The organism is Streptomyces sp. NPDC051172 (assembly GCF_040682555.1).
Taxonomy (GTDB): Bacteria; Actinomycetota; Actinomycetes; order Streptomycetales; family Streptomycetaceae; genus Streptomyces.
The window spans coordinates 1-16,573 of sequence record NZ_JBFBBE010000163.1; the positions used below are offsets into that span (position 1 = coordinate 1).

General features: G+C 69.8%; 19 protein-coding genes. 7 read left to right on the forward strand and 12 right to left on the reverse strand.

Translation table 11 applies throughout. The features are described 5' to 3' along the window. Positions 1-106 precede the first annotated feature (106 nt). The 7 genes from AB0N07_RS45640 to AB0N07_RS45670 form a co-directional block, all read right to left on the reverse strand. On the reverse strand, positions 107-1,045 hold the full coding sequence (locus AB0N07_RS45640; protein WP_365845969.1) for a catechol 1,2-dioxygenase: 939 nt from the start codon (positions 1,043-1,045) through the stop codon (positions 107-109). A 90-nt stretch (positions 1,046-1,135) separates the two neighbouring features. Further along, the gene (locus AB0N07_RS45645; protein WP_365845971.1) at positions 1,136-1,459 is read right to left on the reverse strand and encodes an NAD(P)H-binding protein; all 324 of its coding nucleotides are present in this window, start codon (positions 1,457-1,459) and stop codon (positions 1,136-1,138) included. A 190-nt stretch (positions 1,460-1,649) separates the two neighbouring features. After that, entirely contained in the window at positions 1,650-2,372 is a 723-nt protein-coding gene (locus tag AB0N07_RS45650) for an SDR family NAD(P)-dependent oxidoreductase (RefSeq protein ID WP_365845973.1), read from the reverse strand. 105 nt (positions 2,373-2,477) lie between these two features. Then, positions 2,478-3,143, reverse strand: a complete 666-nt coding sequence (locus AB0N07_RS45655) for an NAD(P)-binding oxidoreductase (RefSeq protein WP_365845975.1) — start codon at positions 3,141-3,143, stop codon at positions 2,478-2,480. A 36-nt stretch (positions 3,144-3,179) separates the two neighbouring features. Then, positions 3,180-3,824 (reverse strand): NAD(P)H-dependent oxidoreductase, encoded by a 645-nt coding sequence (locus AB0N07_RS45660; protein WP_365845977.1) that lies wholly within the window; start codon positions 3,822-3,824, stop codon positions 3,180-3,182. A 283-nt stretch (positions 3,825-4,107) separates the two neighbouring features. After that, entirely contained in the window at positions 4,108-4,641 is a 534-nt protein-coding gene (locus AB0N07_RS45665; protein ID WP_365845979.1) for a cupin domain-containing protein, read from the reverse strand. A gap of 95 nt (positions 4,642-4,736) precedes the next feature. Continuing rightward, entirely contained in the window at positions 4,737-5,450 is a 714-nt protein-coding gene (locus AB0N07_RS45670; protein WP_365845981.1) for a DsbA family oxidoreductase, read from the reverse strand. A gap of 118 nt (positions 5,451-5,568) precedes the next feature. Between AB0N07_RS45670 and AB0N07_RS45675 the strand changes: the two genes are divergently transcribed. From AB0N07_RS45675 to AB0N07_RS45685, 3 genes are all read left to right on the forward strand, one after another. Continuing rightward, complete coding sequence (locus AB0N07_RS45675) at positions 5,569-5,979, forward strand: helix-turn-helix domain-containing protein (RefSeq protein WP_189959011.1); 411 nt, start codon at positions 5,569-5,571, stop codon at positions 5,977-5,979. A 236-nt stretch (positions 5,980-6,215) separates the two neighbouring features. Then, positions 6,216-6,491, forward strand: coding sequence for a hypothetical protein (locus AB0N07_RS45680; RefSeq protein WP_365845983.1), 276 nt, complete (start codon positions 6,216-6,218; stop codon positions 6,489-6,491). Positions 6,492-6,522: 31 nt separating this feature from the next. Further along, complete coding sequence (locus AB0N07_RS45685; RefSeq protein WP_207921682.1) at positions 6,523-6,987, forward strand: DUF2231 domain-containing protein; 465 nt, start codon at positions 6,523-6,525, stop codon at positions 6,985-6,987. A gap of 472 nt (positions 6,988-7,459) precedes the next feature. On the opposite strand, the gene AB0N07_RS45690 is transcribed toward AB0N07_RS45685, so the two are convergent. Continuing rightward, a complete protein-coding gene (locus AB0N07_RS45690) occupies positions 7,460-8,158 on the reverse strand; it encodes a VTT domain-containing protein (protein WP_365845985.1) in 699 nt (232 codons plus the stop codon). A 97-nt stretch (positions 8,159-8,255) separates the two neighbouring features. Beyond that, entirely contained in the window at positions 8,256-9,188 is a 933-nt protein-coding gene (locus AB0N07_RS45695) for an oxidoreductase (protein ID WP_365845987.1), read from the reverse strand. Between the two features lie 114 nt (positions 9,189-9,302). Here AB0N07_RS45695 and AB0N07_RS45700 point away from each other — a divergent pair, with 114 nt between their 5' ends. Further along, positions 9,303-9,896: a TetR family transcriptional regulator gene (locus AB0N07_RS45700; protein ID WP_365845999.1), complete on the forward strand. Its 594-nt coding sequence runs from the start codon at positions 9,303-9,305 to the stop codon at positions 9,894-9,896. A 42-nt stretch (positions 9,897-9,938) separates the two neighbouring features. Here the strand turns inward: AB0N07_RS45700 and AB0N07_RS45705 are convergent, their stop codons facing one another. From AB0N07_RS45705 to AB0N07_RS45715, 3 genes are all read right to left on the reverse strand, one after another. Continuing rightward, positions 9,939-10,262 (reverse strand): hypothetical protein, encoded by a 324-nt coding sequence (locus tag AB0N07_RS45705; RefSeq protein ID WP_365845989.1) that lies wholly within the window; start codon positions 10,260-10,262, stop codon positions 9,939-9,941. A gap of 544 nt (positions 10,263-10,806) precedes the next feature. Then, on the reverse strand, positions 10,807-12,117 hold the full coding sequence (locus AB0N07_RS45710) for a helicase-associated domain-containing protein (RefSeq protein WP_365845991.1): 1,311 nt from the start codon (positions 12,115-12,117) through the stop codon (positions 10,807-10,809). Next, positions 12,114-12,842, reverse strand: coding sequence for a hypothetical protein (locus AB0N07_RS45715; protein ID WP_365845993.1), 729 nt, complete (start codon positions 12,840-12,842; stop codon positions 12,114-12,116). The genes AB0N07_RS45710 and AB0N07_RS45715 overlap by 4 nt, the downstream gene beginning before the upstream one ends. Positions 12,843-13,068: 226 nt before the next feature. On the opposite strand from AB0N07_RS45715, the gene AB0N07_RS45720 reads away from it, so the two are divergent. From AB0N07_RS45720 to AB0N07_RS45730, 3 genes are all read left to right on the forward strand, one after another. After that, entirely contained in the window at positions 13,069-15,417 is a 2,349-nt protein-coding gene (locus AB0N07_RS45720; protein ID WP_365845995.1) for a 2OG-Fe(II) oxygenase, read from the forward strand. A 378-nt stretch (positions 15,418-15,795) separates the two neighbouring features. Continuing rightward, positions 15,796-16,053: a type II toxin-antitoxin system Phd/YefM family antitoxin gene (locus tag AB0N07_RS45725; protein ID WP_365846001.1), complete on the forward strand. Its 258-nt coding sequence runs from the start codon at positions 15,796-15,798 to the stop codon at positions 16,051-16,053. A 4-nt stretch (positions 16,054-16,057) separates the two neighbouring features. After that, entirely contained in the window at positions 16,058-16,339 is a 282-nt protein-coding gene (locus AB0N07_RS45730) for a type II toxin-antitoxin system RelE/ParE family toxin (RefSeq protein WP_365845997.1), read from the forward strand. Positions 16,340-16,573 lie beyond the last annotated feature (234 nt).

Sequence of the window (16,573 nt, forward strand, 5' to 3'; positions counted from 1 at the left end):
CGGCGGTGGGCCGCCGTGGCGGGTTGGGTGTTTTCTCGCGGGCGGGGGGGGGGGGGCGCCGCCCGCCCCCCCCCACAGCCTGTTGTTCACCTGCTGCGGGTCACTGTCACTGCTTCCAGAAGCCTTCGAGGTGGTAGGGGTCCTTGACCTCGTCGAAGCCGGTGGGGCGGAGTGTGTAGTCGCAGGTGAGGGTGCGGTAGGGGCCGGTCAGACCGCGTGCTTCCCACTCGGCGGGGTCCTCGTGGAGTTCGGTCTTGTGGATCAGGTCCCGTGCGATGGCGCCCTCGCTGACCGCGTCGATGAGTGGGTCGCCGTCGAAGTGGATCTGGTGGGTGAGCATGTGATGGTCGTCGTGGGTGATGTGCGCGTGGATGTGCCGCGCGCGTGAGTTGGCCCGTCCCAGCATGAGCAGGAGGTCGTCGAGCATGCCGCCCGGCACCGCCGCGGGCTCCACCCCCGGCACGACGGTGCGGTATTCGTAGCGGCCCTCGGCATCCGTGACGATCTTGCCGCGGAGGTGGTACTTCGGCAGGTCGAAGTTGACGACGTCGAGGCCGTCCAGGGGTCCCGCCTGCTCGGGTGTCAGGCCCGCGTACTGGCCGTCGGCGGTGGTCTGCCAGAGATCGATGACCGCGCCGGGCAGCGGCTTGCCCGAGGTGGAGCGTACGGTGCCGGAGACGAGCAGGGTCTCGCCGGGCTCGTCGGGTGCCATCGGCAGCACGCCGGGGTTGTCGATCTCCGGTGCCCCGGGGACGTAGGCGGGCCCGGTCGCCATCCAGGTGGAGGCGCCGTCCTTCTCCGGGTGGGCGTAGGCCCTGCCGTAACTGACCTCCATCGTGCGGATGGCGAGGAGCTGGATCGTCGCCAGCGGGAACTCTCCTGACGCGGCCAGCTTCTGCACGTAGGTGATGGCCTGGCCCAGCTCCTCGAACGTGATGCCGTGCCTGAGCGCCAGGTCCCCGAACGTCTTCTGGAGGTCGTCGAACACGACGCGCAGGCGCGGGTTGAATTCGATGTCGGTGTGGGGGGTGTCGGTGGTGGTCATGTCACTCCAGTCCGGCGTCGCCGTCGGGGGACGGCGCGCCTAAGGTCGGACAGCTGTTGTGCATGGGGTGGGTGTGGATCATGGGGTGGGTCATCCTCGTGTGTTCCAGACGAGGGGGGCTTTGCGGATCCATGCGTCGTCCTCGATCGTCTGGACGAGGAAGTGGGCGAGGTCGGCGCGGTTGATCCGTGCGCCGGGCTTTTCGGTGCCGGTCTCGGCTGCCCGTAGGGGGCCGCTGAGAGGCTTGTCGGTGAGGGCGACGGCGCGGGTCAGGGTCCAGTCGATGCCGGACGAGGCGCGGACGACCTGGTCGACGCCTGTGTGGTCCTCGAAGCCCGCCTTGATGTTCGACAGCCTGAGGCGGACCTCGCGGAGCGACTCGCCCCCAGGCAAGGTGGACAGTGTGTGGATCACGGCAGGGATGAGGTCGGGTGAGCTGAGCGCGGGGCGGCTGAGGCTCGGCAACGCGGGCTGCGCTGCCGGGCCGCGCAGGCTCGTGGGCTTTCCCGCTCGACTACCGTCGGGGCACGGCTGTGCGTCCGGGCGCCGCACCCCGCGCGGTGTCCTGTTGGGCCGCTGGGGCAGCACCTGCCCGGCCGTTACCTCAGGCGGCGTCGTACTCGGGGAAGAGCTGCTCGACGCGGTCACGCTTGGTGTACATGTCCCAGTACTGGTCGGCCAGCGCGTCCGGGTCGACGAGCGGGCCCGTGCCGGAGCCGGTCCTGGCCAGGCTCCTCGCGGCGAGTTCGCCCATCTCGCTCCGGGCGATGAACGCGGCGATGGACAGGGTGCCGGCGTAGATGCCGGCGTCGGCCAGCTCGCCGTTGAGCGAGAAGAGCCAGTTGCGGGCGGCTGCCATGAGCGGGCCGACGCCGCTGGCGAAGGGGCGCGGGGAGCCGGCCGTGGCGCCGGTGGTCATCAGGAAGGCGCCGTCGCCGCGCTCGTTCCATTCCGGCAGCACGGCCTGGGCCACCTCGACCGGGGTGAGCAGGAGCAGCGGGCTGTCCTTGCGCAGGGTGGCGGCGTCCAGCTTCGCGGCGGGAGCGAAGGCCTGCTCGCCGCTGATCGGACCGTACTCGACCACGTCGATGCGACCGAAGTGGTCACGGATGGCCTGGACCGTGGCGCCGGCCTGCTCGGGCTTGGACAGGTCGGCGGTGAAACCGGCCGCGTCGATGCCTTCGGCCTTCAGCTCCTCGACGAGGGCGTCGAGACGCTCCTTGCCGCGGGCGACGAGCGCCACACGGAAACCCTCGCGGGCGAAGCGGCGGGCGACGGAGGCGCCGAGGCCCTTGCCGGCGCCGAAGATGGCGATCACCTTGGACATGGGATGTTCTCCTCTTCACTGTTCGGATTGCGGTGCGGTGCGGTGCGGTGGTGGGGTGGGGTGGGGTGGAACAGGGTCCGGTTCATGGCGGACCGCCCGAGGGCGTCATCCTCGTGTGTTCCAGACGAGGGGGGCTCTGCGGATCCAGGTGTCGTCCTCGAGCGTCTGGACGAGGAACTGGGCGAGGTCGGCGCGGTTGATCCGTGCGCCGGGCTTTTCGGTGCCGGCCTCGGCGGCCCGTACGGGGCCACCGGCAGGCTTGTCGGTGAGGGTGACGGCGCGGGTCAGGGTCCAGTCGATGCCGGATGAGGCGTGGACGACCTGGTCGAGGCCGGTGTGGTCCTCGAAGCCGGCCTTGATGTTCGACAGCTTGATGAACGCCTTGACCAGCGGGTTGAGCCGGGCCCAGTCGTCGCCCGCGCCCTGTGTGGACGTCAGCACGATGCGGCGGATGCCCTGCTCGCCCATGACGGTGAGCGTGTTGCGGGCGGCGTCGGTCATGAACATCGGCGGGCTGACCGGCTTGGCCCACGGGTTGTCGGAGGCGCGGGCGTTGTTCAGCGCGCTGATCACCCCCTGGGTGCCTTCGGCGGCCCGGCGGATGTCGTCGATGTTCGCAGGGGTGCCCCGGACCAGCTCGACACCGGCCGGTGCCTGCACCTTGTCGGGGTTGCGGACGAGGGCGCGGACGTGGTGGCCGCGTTGGGCGGCGTGCTCCAGGACGTGGGTGCCGGTGCGGCCGCTGCCGCCGAGGACCAGGAGGTTGCTCATGGTGATCAAACGCCTTTCGGGCGGTTCAGGGGTGGATCAGGCGGCCGGTCGGCCGGTCAGGGCAGAGCTCAGGCGGCGGGCCTCGTCGTGCGCCTTGGTCATGGACGCCTCGTGCACCGGCAGCAGCGGGGCCATCATCGGCACGTACGGGGCCATGGTCAGTTCGGGCAGGACCGTCGTCAGGTCGAGGCCGAGGTTGGCCGGGTGGCCCAGGACGGTTTCCAGCGCCGGCACCAGGTGGTCCATGCCGTGCTTGGGGGCGCCGGGGCCGTAGCCGCCGCCGCGTGCGGAGATCACCGTGGCGGGGCGGCCGAGGGTGGGAGGGGGTCCGTCGAAGCTCAGGGTGCGCCCGGCGACCATGATCTGGTCCAGCCACGCCTTGAACACGGACGGCATCGTGAGGTTGTACATCGGCACGGTGAAGAGGTAGGCGTCGGCGCCGAGGAACTCCTCGATCAGCTCGTCCTGGACCGCCGCGGCCTTCGCCTGCTCGGAGGTGTGCTCGGCAGGGTCGGTGGTGCGGGCGGTGATGCCCGCCGCGCTGAGGTGAGGGGCGGGGGCGACGGCCAGGTCGCGGTGGACGACCGGGCCCTTCCACTCGTCACGGAAGGACCGGGCGACCTGACGGGAGACGGATGCCTCGCCGAGCGAGGAGGCGTCGAGGTGCAGCAGGTAGGACATGGAGAACTCAGCCTTCCGAAACGATCAAGGGTGGGTCGGGGGGCGGATCGGGGGGTGACCGGTGGAGGTCAACTGCGGGCCCGTACGGCGCAGCCGTCGGGGCCGCAGACCGCAGCGTCGCCGCCGGTGGTGAGGGTGAGCTGGTGGGATGCGTCCCAGGCCGTGCGCAGCACGTCGAGAAGGCCGTCGCTGTCCTGCGCGCCGGGGATGGCGTACCTGCCGTCGACGACGATGAAGGGCGCGCCGGCGGCGCCCAGGCGCTGGGCGCGGGCGGCATCAGCAGCTACGAAGCCTGCGGTTCGTCAGCGTTGGGATCAGCGCTTCCAGCTGACCCGAGCAAGGTCCAGTCGTGCTTGCGCGAGAACTCTCGGAACTCCTCCGAATCCAAGTCCATCGCCCTACCCTTGGCTTGAAGCTCAACCATATCTTCGATGAAGTGCTCGAAACCTCCGGGAACCGAGATCTGCAGAAGACGCGGCACGGTCTCCCCTACCGTCTTGACCGCATGGGGAATCCCTGCAGGCAGGAACATAAAACTACCCGGGCCGACCTCGTGCTGCTCGTCGTCAAAGGTCACCCGTAGCGTGCCTTCCAGCAGGAAGAAGAGTTCGTCAGCGGTGTCGTGGATGTGGAGTGGGACGTCGTGGTTCACCGAGACCTCAAGGACTGAGTACTGGCCGTCGGTATGGGCGGCGCCCGCTTTGAGCAAGTAGATCGGTGCGATGTTGACGCGAGTTTCCAGACCCTCGCCTGGTCCAAGTTTGATGAATCGAGCCTTCTGCGAGGAGCGATCGGAATTGGTCTGCTCTGCATTCATCTTTGGAACTCCTTTTCTCGTGATTCGATCACTTGCGCAAGGCCGGTGGGGCGGTCAGGGCGGAGCAGCAAGAAGTGGGGGGTGACCGGTGGAGGTCAGCTGCGGGCCGGTACGGCGCAGCCGTCGGGGCCGCAGACCGGAGCGTCACCGTCGGTCGTCAGGGTGAGCGGGTGGGATGCGTCCCAGGCCGTGCGCAGCACGTCGAGAAGGCCGTCGCTGTCCTGCGCGCCGGGGATGGCGTACCTGCCGTCGACGACGATGAAGGGCGCGCCGGCGGCGCCCAGGCGCTGGGCGCGGGCGGCATCGTCGCGGACGTGGCGCTGGTAGCGGTGCTCGGTGAGCGCCCTGCGGGTGCCCTCGCCGTCCAGGCCGATTTCCTGGCTCAGGTCGAGCAGGTCGTCCATGCCGAAGACGGGGCGGGCCTGGCCGAAGTAGGCGCGGAAGATCGCGTCCCAGGCTTCGCGGTTCTTGCCCTCGGCGGAGGCGTGGGCGAGGAACTCGTGCGCCAGGTCGGTGTTGCCGACCAGGTTGTCCAGCACCCTGTAGGGGGCGAGTCCCTCGGCCTCGGCCAGCGCCTCGATCCGGCGGGTGGACGCCTCGGCCTGGGAGCCGCCGATGCCGTGCCGGCGCAGCAGCGCGTCACGGACGCTGAACGTCTCACCCACGGGGAACGAGCTGCTCAGCGGGAACGAGTGGTGGACGACCTCCACCTCGTCGCCGTGCTCGAACCGCTCCACAGCCCGGTCCAGACAGTGGCTGCCCAGTCCGCACCAGGGGCAGGTGACCTCGGCCCAGATCTCGATCTTCATGGCGCGCCTCCCGTGCCTGCGCTTGATTCCTACGTTTTGTTCGTAGCGCCATGTTGGGCCAGTATGGAAGTCGATACAAAAGGCACATCGGTGTTCGTGCCGGAGAGGAATGTGCGTCATGGAGGTCACCGGCAGTTCGGGCGGCGCGGCGGCGGTGGGGCCCTGTGCCCGCATCCCCGCCGAGCACATGGAGTTCATCCGGCAGGTCCTCGACCGCGTCGGCGACAAGTGGAGCCTGCTGCTCATCGCGGTGGTGGAGGCCGGCCCGCTGCGCTACACCGACCTGCAGCGCCAGGTCCCCGGAATCTCCCAGCGGATGCTCACCCTCACGCTCCGCCAGCTCCACGAGGACGGTCTGATCACCCGCACCGCCTACGCGGAGGTTCCACCGCGCGTCGAGTACTCCCTCACCCCGTTGGGGCGCGGCCTCCACGAGATCGTGACATCCCTGATCGGCTGGGCCGCCGACCACCATGACGAGATCCGCGCGCACCGGGCCCGCGCTGCGGCACCAGCAGCCCGGTCCTGACCGCAGGATCAGCGTCGGCTGTCGGCGTCGGGTGCAGCGCGGATGCCCGACGCATCGTCTAGATAGATCACGTCGGGACAACATTGACACACTGTGCCATCTGATGCATGTTGGGCCACATGCCGAGAGCGAGCGGACCGTCGGCCAGGTCCTCTTCACCGGGGTCAACAGCGGCTTCGGTCCGGGCCGGATGCACGTACCGATGCCGAACACCGCACTGTCCGGCCTCGGCAACCATGACGCCGACACGCCCGGCGCACCGGGAGTCGCCCCCGACAGTCGGGCGCCTCGCTCGGCAGACCCTGCTGAACACCCTCGTCACCACGGCGGTGGCCGGTCCCATGGCCATTCGAGGCGTCTCGCCGGGCAACCAGGCCAACGGCGCCGTCACCGTCACCACGGTCCAGCTGGGGACCGGTGTGGAGCAGACGGCGCCGTTCGTCCGCATGTCGGCTGACTCGTCAGACGGCCGGCACGAGTCGACCACGGCCGAGCCGGCATTCACGCACTAGGGAACGAGAGCGAGCAGTGTTCAAAGAATTCATGGGTCTCCCCCTGCACCCGCTTGCGGTCCACGCGGCGGTAGTGCTCATCCCGTTGCTGGCGCTGGGCGCTGCTGGATACGCCATGCTGCCCCGGTTCCGCCCCCAGTTGGGCTGGGTGGTGTGGGTGCTCGCGGTGGTGACTCCTCTCATGGCGATCGTCGCCCGGGAGTCCGGTGAAAGCCTGCAGGAAGTGGTCACCGAGAAGCACTACCCGAGCAGTGTGCTTCACAAGGTGGCGCAACACGCGGACTACGCGGACACGTTGCAGCTTCTCAGTCTGGGACTCGGTATAACGACCATTCTGTTGTTGCTGCAGGTTCGCTCGAAGCGCGGAGCCCGTATGCCGCGCTGGGCGCCTGCGGCGCTCGTTGTCGTCGTGGTGGGCCTCTCCGGCCTCAATCTCGTCTACTCGTACCTGGCCGGCGACTCGGGCGCCAAGCTGGTCTGGACCGGCGTGCTCTGACGCGCCGTCGGGCTTCGCCGGCGGTCAGGCAGTTCGCCGCCGTCCACGCAGGACGGGGTGGCGGTGGACGGCCTGACCGACAACGCCGGAGCGGTTCGAACCGCTGCTCGGCGCCTGCGAATGGGGGGCGTGGGCCGAGGACGTGACGGGCGGCTGATCGTCGCGACCAGCTCCACACCGGTCTGGCCTTCGACGGCATTCAGCGTCCGTGGGAGCGTCGAGGCGGCTGCTCCGCCGCTCGCCAGCGCCCCGGTCGTCCCGTCCGGCCTCGCTCCGCGGTGCTGAGAAGCCTCATTGCCGTTCTCACCGAGTTCGCGCCGGGTGCTGACATGCGCGGCCGCTGGGGTACCGGGGGAGAAGGGCGGGACGCCGGCGATCACCAGCGTCGGTGCCGAATCCGACGCCCTTGGCGTGCGGCGGCGTGGGTTCGTCGAGGGTGCGGGCGACCCGTGCCTACGTCGGTGCCGCGCGGTCAGTGCAGGTCCCGCCGGGGAGTTCTCGGGGGTGGGCGAGCTGGCTGCCGGTTTCCATGCGCTGCCCTGCGCGTCCCATGGACTACTTCTCCTCGGAATACGTGACGACGCGCATTGGCCGCTGTTCGGAGGTTCGAGGAACCCCGCCCGACGCCACCACGGCACTCGCGGCCTGCACGCGGCCGCGACGGCGCTTGAGGACCCACACAACGCAGAACAGCGCCACAGCAACGGCGGCAAGCACGGCGGCGCCGATCAGCCCCGCCGAGTGCAGGACTCTGGTCGCCGCCGTGCCGACGAAGTAGGCCGAGGAGCACGTTACCGGTGCCCCAGACCAGCGATGCGGCCGCGCTGTAGAAGAAGAAGCGGCGCTGCGGCATGCCGGACGCTCCGGCGGCGAAGGGCAGGGAGGCCCGGATGACTCCGACGAACCTGCCGGTGAGCACGGCGGTTCCGCCGTGACGCGTCAGGAACGTCTGGGCCTTGCCGCTCCAGCCGTCGGATCGGAGCCGGCGCGCCAGCCAAGTGCCCGGATGCCGTCCGCAACGTCGGTCCAGCGCGTAACCGAGGCCAGGGGCCGCCGACCTGACGGTCGGCGGCGCCTCAAGCATGCTCACCTCCCCACCCTCCCCATATCGTCCGAAACTGGAACAAGTGAGGAAGAGAAGCAGCTCTGGCCGGATTTCAAAGAGTCTCATCACCGTTCGGAGCCGTGAGGCCGAGGCGCGGCAGCCCGCGCTCCTCCGGGCACTCGCTCACCGTTGCAGCTGTATGCGGGCCGAAGATGGCCTTGGGTCATGCCGAAGGGGCGGGTGCGTAGGCCACGCCGGTCAGCTCCTCGGACAGCACCCACAGGCGGCGTGCGGTGTCAGGGTCCTTCGCCGCAGGGTCGGGGTGGACGACCGTGGGATGTCCGCGCAACTCCTTCCATCCGTCGGGGCCGAAGAACTGCCCGCCCTCGACGTCCGGTGCCGTCGCGGCGCGCAGTTGGGGAAGCGCGCCGATCTCGACGTCCTGGGCGAACAGCCGGTTGACGAGGGCGCCTCCCACCCGGAACAGGCCGGTCGGGCCGGTGCGCTGGAGGTTGGTGGCCGTGATCCCGGGGTGGGCGAGCAGGCTCCGCACCGGGCTGCCGGCCGCGCGGAGCCTGCGGTCGAGTTCCAGGCCGAAGAGGACGTTGGCGAACTTCGACTGGTCGTAGTACTTCACGCGCTGGTACGTCCGGGCGCCGGAGAGGTCGTCGAAGTGGATTCGCCCGCCGTGATGCCCGATCGAGCTGACGGTCACCACACGCGGGTCACGCCCCTGCCGCAGCAGGTCCATGAGCAGGCCGGTGAGGGCGAAGTGGCCGAGGTGGTTACCGGCGAACTGTGACTCGTGGCCCTGGGGGCTCAGCGTTCGGGGTGGCGTCATGACACCCGCGTTGTTGATCAGGACGTCGACCTGCAGGGCGTCGTCGTGCGCGCGGGCGGCGAACGCCTTGACCGAGTCCAGATCGGCGAGGTCGAGATGGCGCATCTCAAGGCTTGCGTCGGGATCGGCGGCGCGGATGTCGGCGACGGCCCGGCGGCCCTTGGCCTCGTTGCGTACGGTCATGACGACGTGCGCACCGTGCCGCGCCAGGTGGCGGGTGGTGGCCAGGCCGAGGCCGCTGTTGGCTCCGGTGACGACGAAGGTCCGGCCCGTCAGGTCGGGGATGCGGGATGCGGTCCATTTAAGGTCTGCCATGAGACCCAGACTGCCGTTGATGACACGGTGAGTCAATTGGGGCCTGGTGGGACTCATCTGGCTCGGACTAGCATCGGTTTCGTGGGAGATGCGAAGACGGCCCCGGCGGCCAACATGGCGGAGCGCAAGCGCCTGCTCGTGCGCAGCGAACTGGCGGAGGCCGCGGTCAAGCTGCTGGCCGACCAGGGATTCGAAGAGACGACGGTCGACCAGATCGTGGCCGCCGTGGGAATGTCACGCCGTACGTTCTCGCGCTACTTCGATTCCAAGGAAGACGTGATCGTGCACATGCTGGCGGAAGCCGGTGTGAAGTTGTGCGCGGAGCTGAACGCCCGGCCCGCCGACGAGCCGCCCGCGGTGGCGTTGCGTCGTGCCCTGTCGGTGTTCACCTCGATGAGCGTCGGCAATCCGGCCAAGATGCTGCGCGTGAGCAGGCTGATCCTCGACACCCCGGCCCTTCTGGCCCGCTTCCTGGAGCGGCAGTCCCAGTGGCAGGCCGAGATGACCGGCATCCTCGCCCTGCGTGCCGGACTGGACCCGGGCGTCGACCTGCGTCCTGCCGTCGCTGCCGGCGTCGCCCTGACGGCCTTCCAAGCCGCCCTGCGCCGCTGGGTGGACAGCGACGGCAGCGAAAGCCTGGACGAGGTCGTCGATCAGGCTCTTGCCCTGGTTGGACCGGTGATCGAACTCGGAGCCGATGCGGGCTGACCGACTCCCGAACTGCATATCGGCCCGTCACAGGGCGACTGGTCAACGCGCAGAAAAACCCGGCTGTGGGCTGGATCCTGTGCGTCCTACCAGGTTGGAGAACGTGGGCATGCCGAGGTCGATGGTGCGCTGACGAGTCTTCTCCGCGTCCAGCTGGGCGAGCTTGTCCTGGGCGCCGGCGAGGCTGATCTCGAGTCCCTCCATCTCGCCCAGCCAGCCCTCGCGTTCGGCTTCGAGGATCCGGGCCAGGAGGTTGTCGCGGATTTCGGCCAGGCGGGCGCGCTGGGCAGAGCATGGAGCAGCGGACGCAGGCGTGTTCGTGGATGCCTGCGGTGCCGAACGCGCGGGCGCAGATGCCGACCTCAACCAGCCCACCGGCGGCTTCACCTCCCGCGCATGCCTGTTCAGCGCACCCGCGACCCGATGCAGGTCACGTGGAGCGGGGCGCTGTGTCCGCCACGCTGGGATGCCTGGACTGGGAACTGGGGCCATGCGCCGGGTGCGGCCAGCTGATGCACAGGTACGGACGGAACGCGGCCATGTACTGCCGCGCCTGCCGTGACGTCCTCAACGGCCGGTAGCCGCGAACCAAAAGTGCAACCACGCACGACGAAGGGCCCCACCGCGAACGGTGGGGCCCTTCGACATCGTGCCCGGTGAGGCACTGGCGGAGGATACGAGATTCGAACTCGTGAGGGGTTGCCCCCAACACGCTTTCCAAATGTTCGTCCGGGGGTTCGGGGAGGGCCGGGGGCGTTCTGACCTGCGACGGAGCGGCTCGCTGGACAGGCGGCGGACGGCTCCGGACGGGGGTGAATGCAACCAGAACTGCAACCAGCGGACAGAGGGTTCCTCTTGGTCGGACCACTTACTGTGCCGGTCCGTGTCCGGTGCCCCACGAGGGCGTGTGTCAGCCGACCGGGTAGCCCTGGGCGAGGGCGGACTTACGGAAGGCGGGGAGCTTGTCGAGGGGGACGGCGAGGTGGCGTTCGCCGAGGCGGATGCAGTGGTTGCGGGTGCGGCGGTCGTTGGCGAGGAGGGCCGCGACGGCCGCGTCCGCGCACTCGACGAGGTGTACCGGCCCGGTGTCGCGGACCTGGCCCACCCTGCGGGAGGCGTCGGCCAGCAGGGTGGTGACCGTCTGCGGGAGTGGAGTGGCAGTGGCGTCCAGATGGTGGCGGAGTTCGGCGAGATCGCGGCCCGTGTCGGCGGCGGCGAGCAGCGAGGCGGAGGTCAGGGCCCACACGCGGTCGCCGGTGCGCTCGGCGAAGGCGTCGAGAAGGAGGGTCTCGGCGGGGGCGAGTCCGTCGAGGGCCACCACGTCGTGGTTGGGGAGCACCTTCAGGCCGCCGGTACTCCTCGGGGCGGTTTCGGCCGGTGCGGGGAGGTAGGCGGCCGTCTGCCCGGTGGCATAGGCGCCGAGCGGGTTGAGGCGGAGGGCGAGGAGGCCGTCGTAGCGGCTGATGCAGTCGGTCCAGTCGGCGCCCCAGTTGTCGTGGTAGTCGTCGCGGGCGCCCACCGGCGGCCGGTGGTCCACGTCGATCAGGCCGAGGACTGCGGCATACTCGAAGAGCACGGCGAGGGTGTACCGGCCCTGGAGGAGTTCCCAGTTGTGGAACCCGTCATAGCCGAGGCTGCCGTATTCGGGGTCCTCTAGGTAGAGCTTCCACAGGGCACGCTCACTGCGGGCGATCTCGGGATCGTGACCGGCCTTGCGCATGGTGCGAAAGAGCGTGTCGACGTCGGTCCACTCGCCGGGTGTACAGGCGGCCAGGGCCGCGCCGACTTGGGCCCGGCGCGGCTTGACAGCGGTGAGGACGTTCGCCGTGCGCTGGCCCTTGATCGCTTCGACGCGGGAGAACTCGTCGATCACGCCGCGGCTGAGCCAGCGCCGCCACAGCTGGGCGAGCGTGTCGTGTGTCGGTTTGGTCAGTGCCGCCCTGCCGCGTGCGGTCAGTGCGAGCTTCCCGGAGGTGAGTTCGGCGAGTCCGCCGGCCTGGAGCAGCAGCGGCCAGGCGAAGGACGCGATCGGTTCCTCGGCGTAGAAGTCGCCGCCGCTGAGCGCTTCCGCGACCGCCCTGACCGTCGCCGCGGACGGGCGGAGTGTCTTCTCGCTGCAGCGCAGTCGGCCTGCCGCGCACAGCTGAAGCACCGCCTTGAGGTTGGCCTGTGCCTCGTGCTCGGTCGTGCGTACCTGGCGCTCGTCGTGGTCGCCTGTCACAGGGGCCCCGTCCCCAGGACGTAGTGGTAGTTGCCCGCGCCGCAGGTGCGCTCCAGAGTGCTCACGACGGCCTGGGCGTCGTCGCGTGGGCCGTTGATGTAGAACGGCTGCCCCTGGCGGCCGAAGCCGATCCGCGGGGCGGCCGGGCCGGGCTCGCCGAGGTGTTCGGACACCTGCGCGAGGTCCGGCGTGGGCTCGAAGCCGAGGGTACGGGCGTAGGCCACACCGCCGTGCACGATGCTCTGCGCCTGCTCCAGGCCGATCGGCAGCGGCGGTCGTGCGAACGCCCGGTAGTAGTCACGAACGAAGGCGTCCAGTGATCCCCCGCCCATCACCTGTGGGCCGACGATGTCCTTGACACCGAGGCAGTAGGCGTCGACCAGGAACCCGCAGACGGTGATCCGGCTGGCCCGCTCCCGGCGGGCGATCAGGACCTGGGCGAAACCGGCGGCCTCGGGATCCCCGGCGCCCTCGGCGTCGGCACGCGCCCAGTCGGGGGCCTCGGACAGCTCCAGGTCGGTGCTCCAGCCGGCGCTCACCCAGCAGCCCACCACGGGGCGGGCGGTCGGCGCGGCCGCGCTCTGCTGTTCGTGGGCCACCTGGCGCACCAGTGCGCTCGCCCGGGCCGGTTTCAGCCCGAGGGCCCGCGCGATCTGCTTCGGTCCACTGCCCTTCTCCCGCAACGACCTTACCCGGGAGAGCAGTTGCGCATCATCGTCGTTCACGGAGCCATTGTCGCGCAACGCCGGGGCGTCAGGTGCGGGTGCCGGCTGTTCCCGTTGCCCCCGGATGGGGGCGTGCGGGGCACGTGGGCCAGAGCCCGGTGTTTCCCTGCCGCCCGTCCGTACCGGGGAAGGCGTTCCCGTACGGGTGAGACGGCCACCCGCAGTCCCGCTCCTCCGTAGAGTCGGATCGCGGCGACACGGCCGAGGGAACAGGGAGGACGGACGCATGGCCAAAAGTGCCAGGGAGCGGCTGGGCGTGCTTCTCGGCGGGGCGAGGGCGGCGGAGTTCAGCGCCCGGCTCGAAGCACCGGCGGACGGCGTCCGCCTTGAGGTGGCCGGGGTCGGACCCGTGCGTCTGCCGCTGCGCGCGCCGCAGGTGAGGGAGCTGATCGCGGTGGCGCGTCCGGCACTGTTCGGCCGGGGGGAGGAGACCCTGAGCGACAGCAGTGTGCGCGACACCTGGCAGATCCCGCCGGACCAGGTCATGCTGGGCGGCCCGGCCTGGCCGACGCTGCTCGACGGCGTGCTGGAGTACTTCCGGGACGAGCTCGGGCTGCCCGCGTCGACCCGGCTCAGGGCCGAGCCGCACGCCCTCCTCGTGTACGGCAAGGGGCAGTTCTTCCTCCCCCACCAGGACTCGGAGAAGGACGACGCCATGGTGGGCACGCTGGTGTTGTCGCTGCCCTCCGCTCACACCGGAGGCGAGCTGGTCATCGGGCACGCCGGGCAGAACCGGACCTACCGTGCGTCGAAGACGGAGCTGAGCCTGGTGGCCTTCTACGCCGACTGCCCGCACGAGGTGACACCGGTCAGGAGCGGCTACCGGGTGACCCTCACGTTCAACCTGCTGGCCGAGCGAGGGGCCCCGGAGCAGGAGGCCGGCCCGCTCGACGACGTGGCGCACTGTCTGGAGCAGCACTTCGACGCACCGGCCAGGCCGCGCTACGGCGGCCGGGACCTCGATCCGCCCCGTCGTCTTGTCTACCTGCTCGATCACGAGTACACCCAGCGGGGCCTCGGCTGGGACCGGCTCAAGGGCGCCGACGCGGAGCGTGCCGCGCTGCTGCGCGCCGCGGCGGCCCAGGCAGGGTGCGAGACGGTACTCGCCCTCGCCGAGGTGAAGGAGACCTGGGACGCCACTCCGGCTGGGTACGACCCCTGGGACGACTACGACTACGACGACGAAGAGGCGGACGAAGAGGAAGGGGGAGAGGAAGCAGCCGCGGTCGACGGCGCGGGTGCCGACGAGGACGAGGACTACGAGCTCGGCGAGCTGATCGACGACGAGATCACCCTCGGCTGGTGGACCGGTCCGGACGACGCCGACGGCGAGCAGATCTCGCTGTACGTCCGCGACTACGAGAGCTGCGCCAGTACCCCGAGTGCGGACCTGAAGCCCTATGACTCCCAGTACGAGGGCTACATGGGCAACTACGGCAACACGCTGGACCGCTGGTACCGGCGGGCCGCGGTCGTGGTGTGGCCACGAGAGCGGGCCTTCGCGGCGCGCGGCGAGGCCGGATCGCGGTGGGCACTCGAGGAACTGCAGGCCCGTATCACCAAGGGCGACCGGGACGGCGCACGCGCCGCGGCCGAGTCCCTCGCGCCGTTCTGGAAGGGCAGTGGTGTACAGCCCGGGCAGCTGGGGAGCGCGCTGCGGGTGGCCGAGGGCCTTCGGGCGCCCGGGACCGCCGCGATGCTCCTTGAGCCGTTCCGGATCGACGCGCTCATTCCGGAGCACGCGGACGATCTGGCCGCGGTGGCGAAGCGGTACGGCGTCCCATGGCTGGGCCAGGTCGCCGAGGGCTGGTTCGGTGGCGCGCAGAACCGCTTCGAAGAACACCGGTACGGCTGGACCGAGCAGCTTCCCCGGCTGTGCGCGGCGCTGTTCTCCGCCCGGAGTCCCGAGGTGGCCCAGCTGCTGTTGGCCGGGGCCTGGACCCAGGTGGACGGTGAGCTGCGGCTGTGGACCGAAACCGGGCCGGCCGAGATCCGCCGCGCGCGGTTGGAGCGGCTGAGCCTGCCGCTGCTGCGCATCCTGGAAGCGGCCGACGCGATGCTGCGCGGCCGGATCATGGCAGCGTTGCGTTCCCACCCGGACAGGGTCCTCGAGTGCCTGCTGCCGATGCTGCGCCATGCGGCGCAGGAACAGACGGAGGGGGAGCCCCCGGCGGCGGGGCTCGGAGCGGTGGCACGGGAGTGCGGGGACCGGCTCGGCGCGCTCGCACGACGGGCGCCTCGCGCCGCGGATGACTGGTCGGTGGCGTGGACCGGGTGCGGCTGCGACCTGTGCGGCAGTCTGGGCGCGTTTCTCGGCTCCCGTTCGCAGCGGACGATGGAGTGGCCGCTGGCGAAGGACGGAAGGCGGCACGTGCACAGCAGGATCGACACGGCCGAGCTGCCCGTAAGCCATGTGACCAGGCGGCAGGGGCGCCCGTACACGCTGGTGCTGACGAAGACCGAGGAGCTGTTCTCGCGCGAGCGGGCGACCCGCCGCCAGGCCAGAGCCGACCTGGCCTGGCTGGCCTCGACATGGAACCTTTCCGGCGAGGCTGGAGTTGAGTCGGGGCTGTAACACGTGGTGTGGTGCCAACGGCTACTGATCTCGGCCAGGCGCCGTGCGACCAGGGGGTTTTTCGGCCTGTATTGGCCATCTGCACACAACGGTTCGCCGACATTGCTCTACGCAGCGACTTATTCGCACTTCCAGATCGGCGGCGGCGCCGTCGTGGAGTGCTGGGAGCCGAAACGTTTCGAGCCACGAGAGGCAGCCATCTGAGAGTCACATGCCGCCCCGGTCTCCGTGCCAGTGGGGGCGCGGGCTCACCTCGTGATCGAGAGGCTGAAAGAGGGGAACGCCGCGGAGACAGATGCCGCCGCGGCCACCCTGTACTCTGCGACCTTCATGTACATCTGCTACATTCATGACATGAGTAAACCGGTGATCGAATCCATGGCCGAGGTCCGCAGTCACCTCGCTGACGTCATCGATCGCGCCCGCCGGGAGGACACCCCGACGATCATCACTCGGCGGGGCAAGCAGGAAGCCGTCGTGATCGACATCCAGGAGTACCAGCGCCTGCGTGAGGTCGCGGAGAACGCCGAAGAGGCGTGGCTCAACCGGCTGGCCGACGAAGCCGAGTCCGAGGGTGCGGAGGGGTCGGTCTCGATCGAAGAGATGGCCGCCCTGCTGCGTGCCGATCAGGGCTGACCTCGTGGGGTACGTCACGCGCTTCACGCCGCACGCTCAGCGGGACATGCTCAAGATCTCGCGCCCGGACGCCCTTCGTATTCTGTACCGTCTGGCCGAACTCCAGAAGGCGATGGACGCGGGGGAGACCACTGCGTTCGACATCAAGGCGCTTCAGGGGCACCGCGCCCGTTGGCGGCTCCGGATCGGCGACTACCGTGTCGTCTACACCGTCGAGGACGGTCAGCTGGTCGTGTGGGTCCTGGCTGTCGGGAATCGCCGCGACATCTACCGTCAAGTTCCGTAGGTCCCCCAGCGCTGCAGGTTGGTGCCAGGTGTCCGCCGGGAGCCGGGGGTGCGCCTCCCTGTTCGGCGAGATGTCCTGAATGTCGTCTGTAAATGCAACCAAAATTGCAACCGACGCACACCGAGGAGCCGAGCCGCAATCGCGGCGGGGGTCCTCGTTTAGCCGGTTAAGGGGGCGGGGGGGGATACGAGATTGGAAAAAGTGTTGGGTTGGCCCCCACAAGCGTTTCAAATT

Excerpts from the sequence above, each read along its gene's own strand:
- AB0N07_RS45655 (WP_365845975.1), bottom strand. The coding sequence starts at position 3,143 with ATGAGCAACCTCCTGGTCCTCGGCGGCAGCGGCCGCACCGGCACCCAC.
- AB0N07_RS45675 (WP_189959011.1), top strand. The coding sequence starts at position 5,569 with ATGGAGGTCACCGGCAGTTCGGGCGGCGCGGCGGCGGTGGGGCCCTGT.
- AB0N07_RS45680 (WP_365845983.1), top strand. The coding sequence starts at position 6,216 with ATGACGCCGACACGCCCGGCGCACCGGGAGTCGCCCCCGACAGTCGGG.
- AB0N07_RS45665 (WP_365845979.1), bottom strand. The coding sequence starts at position 4,641 with ATGAATGCAGAGCAGACCAATTCCGATCGCTCCTCGCAGAAGGCTCGA.
- AB0N07_RS45690 (WP_365845985.1), bottom strand. The coding sequence starts at position 8,158 with ATGAGACTCTTTGAAATCCGGCCAGAGCTGCTTCTCTTCCTCACTTGT.
- AB0N07_RS45640 (WP_365845969.1), bottom strand. The coding sequence starts at position 1,045 with ATGACCACCACCGACACCCCCCACACCGACATCGAATTCAACCCGCGC.
- AB0N07_RS45685 (WP_207921682.1), top strand. The coding sequence starts at position 6,523 with ATGGGTCTCCCCCTGCACCCGCTTGCGGTCCACGCGGCGGTAGTGCTC.
- AB0N07_RS45725 (WP_365846001.1), top strand. The coding sequence starts at position 15,796 with ATGGCCGAGGTCCGCAGTCACCTCGCTGACGTCATCGATCGCGCCCGC.
- AB0N07_RS45700 (WP_365845999.1), top strand. The coding sequence starts at position 9,303 with ATGGCGGAGCGCAAGCGCCTGCTCGTGCGCAGCGAACTGGCGGAGGCC.
- AB0N07_RS45670 (WP_365845981.1), bottom strand. The coding sequence starts at position 5,450 with ATGAAGATCGAGATCTGGGCCGAGGTCACCTGCCCCTGGTGCGGACTG.
- AB0N07_RS45720 (WP_365845995.1), top strand. The coding sequence starts at position 13,069 with ATGGCCAAAAGTGCCAGGGAGCGGCTGGGCGTGCTTCTCGGCGGGGCG.
- AB0N07_RS45695 (WP_365845987.1), bottom strand. The coding sequence starts at position 9,188 with ATGGCAGACCTTAAATGGACCGCATCCCGCATCCCCGACCTGACGGGC.
- AB0N07_RS45650 (WP_365845973.1), bottom strand. The coding sequence starts at position 2,372 with ATGTCCAAGGTGATCGCCATCTTCGGCGCCGGCAAGGGCCTCGGCGCC.
- AB0N07_RS45660 (WP_365845977.1), bottom strand. The coding sequence starts at position 3,824 with ATGTCCTACCTGCTGCACCTCGACGCCTCCTCGCTCGGCGAGGCATCC.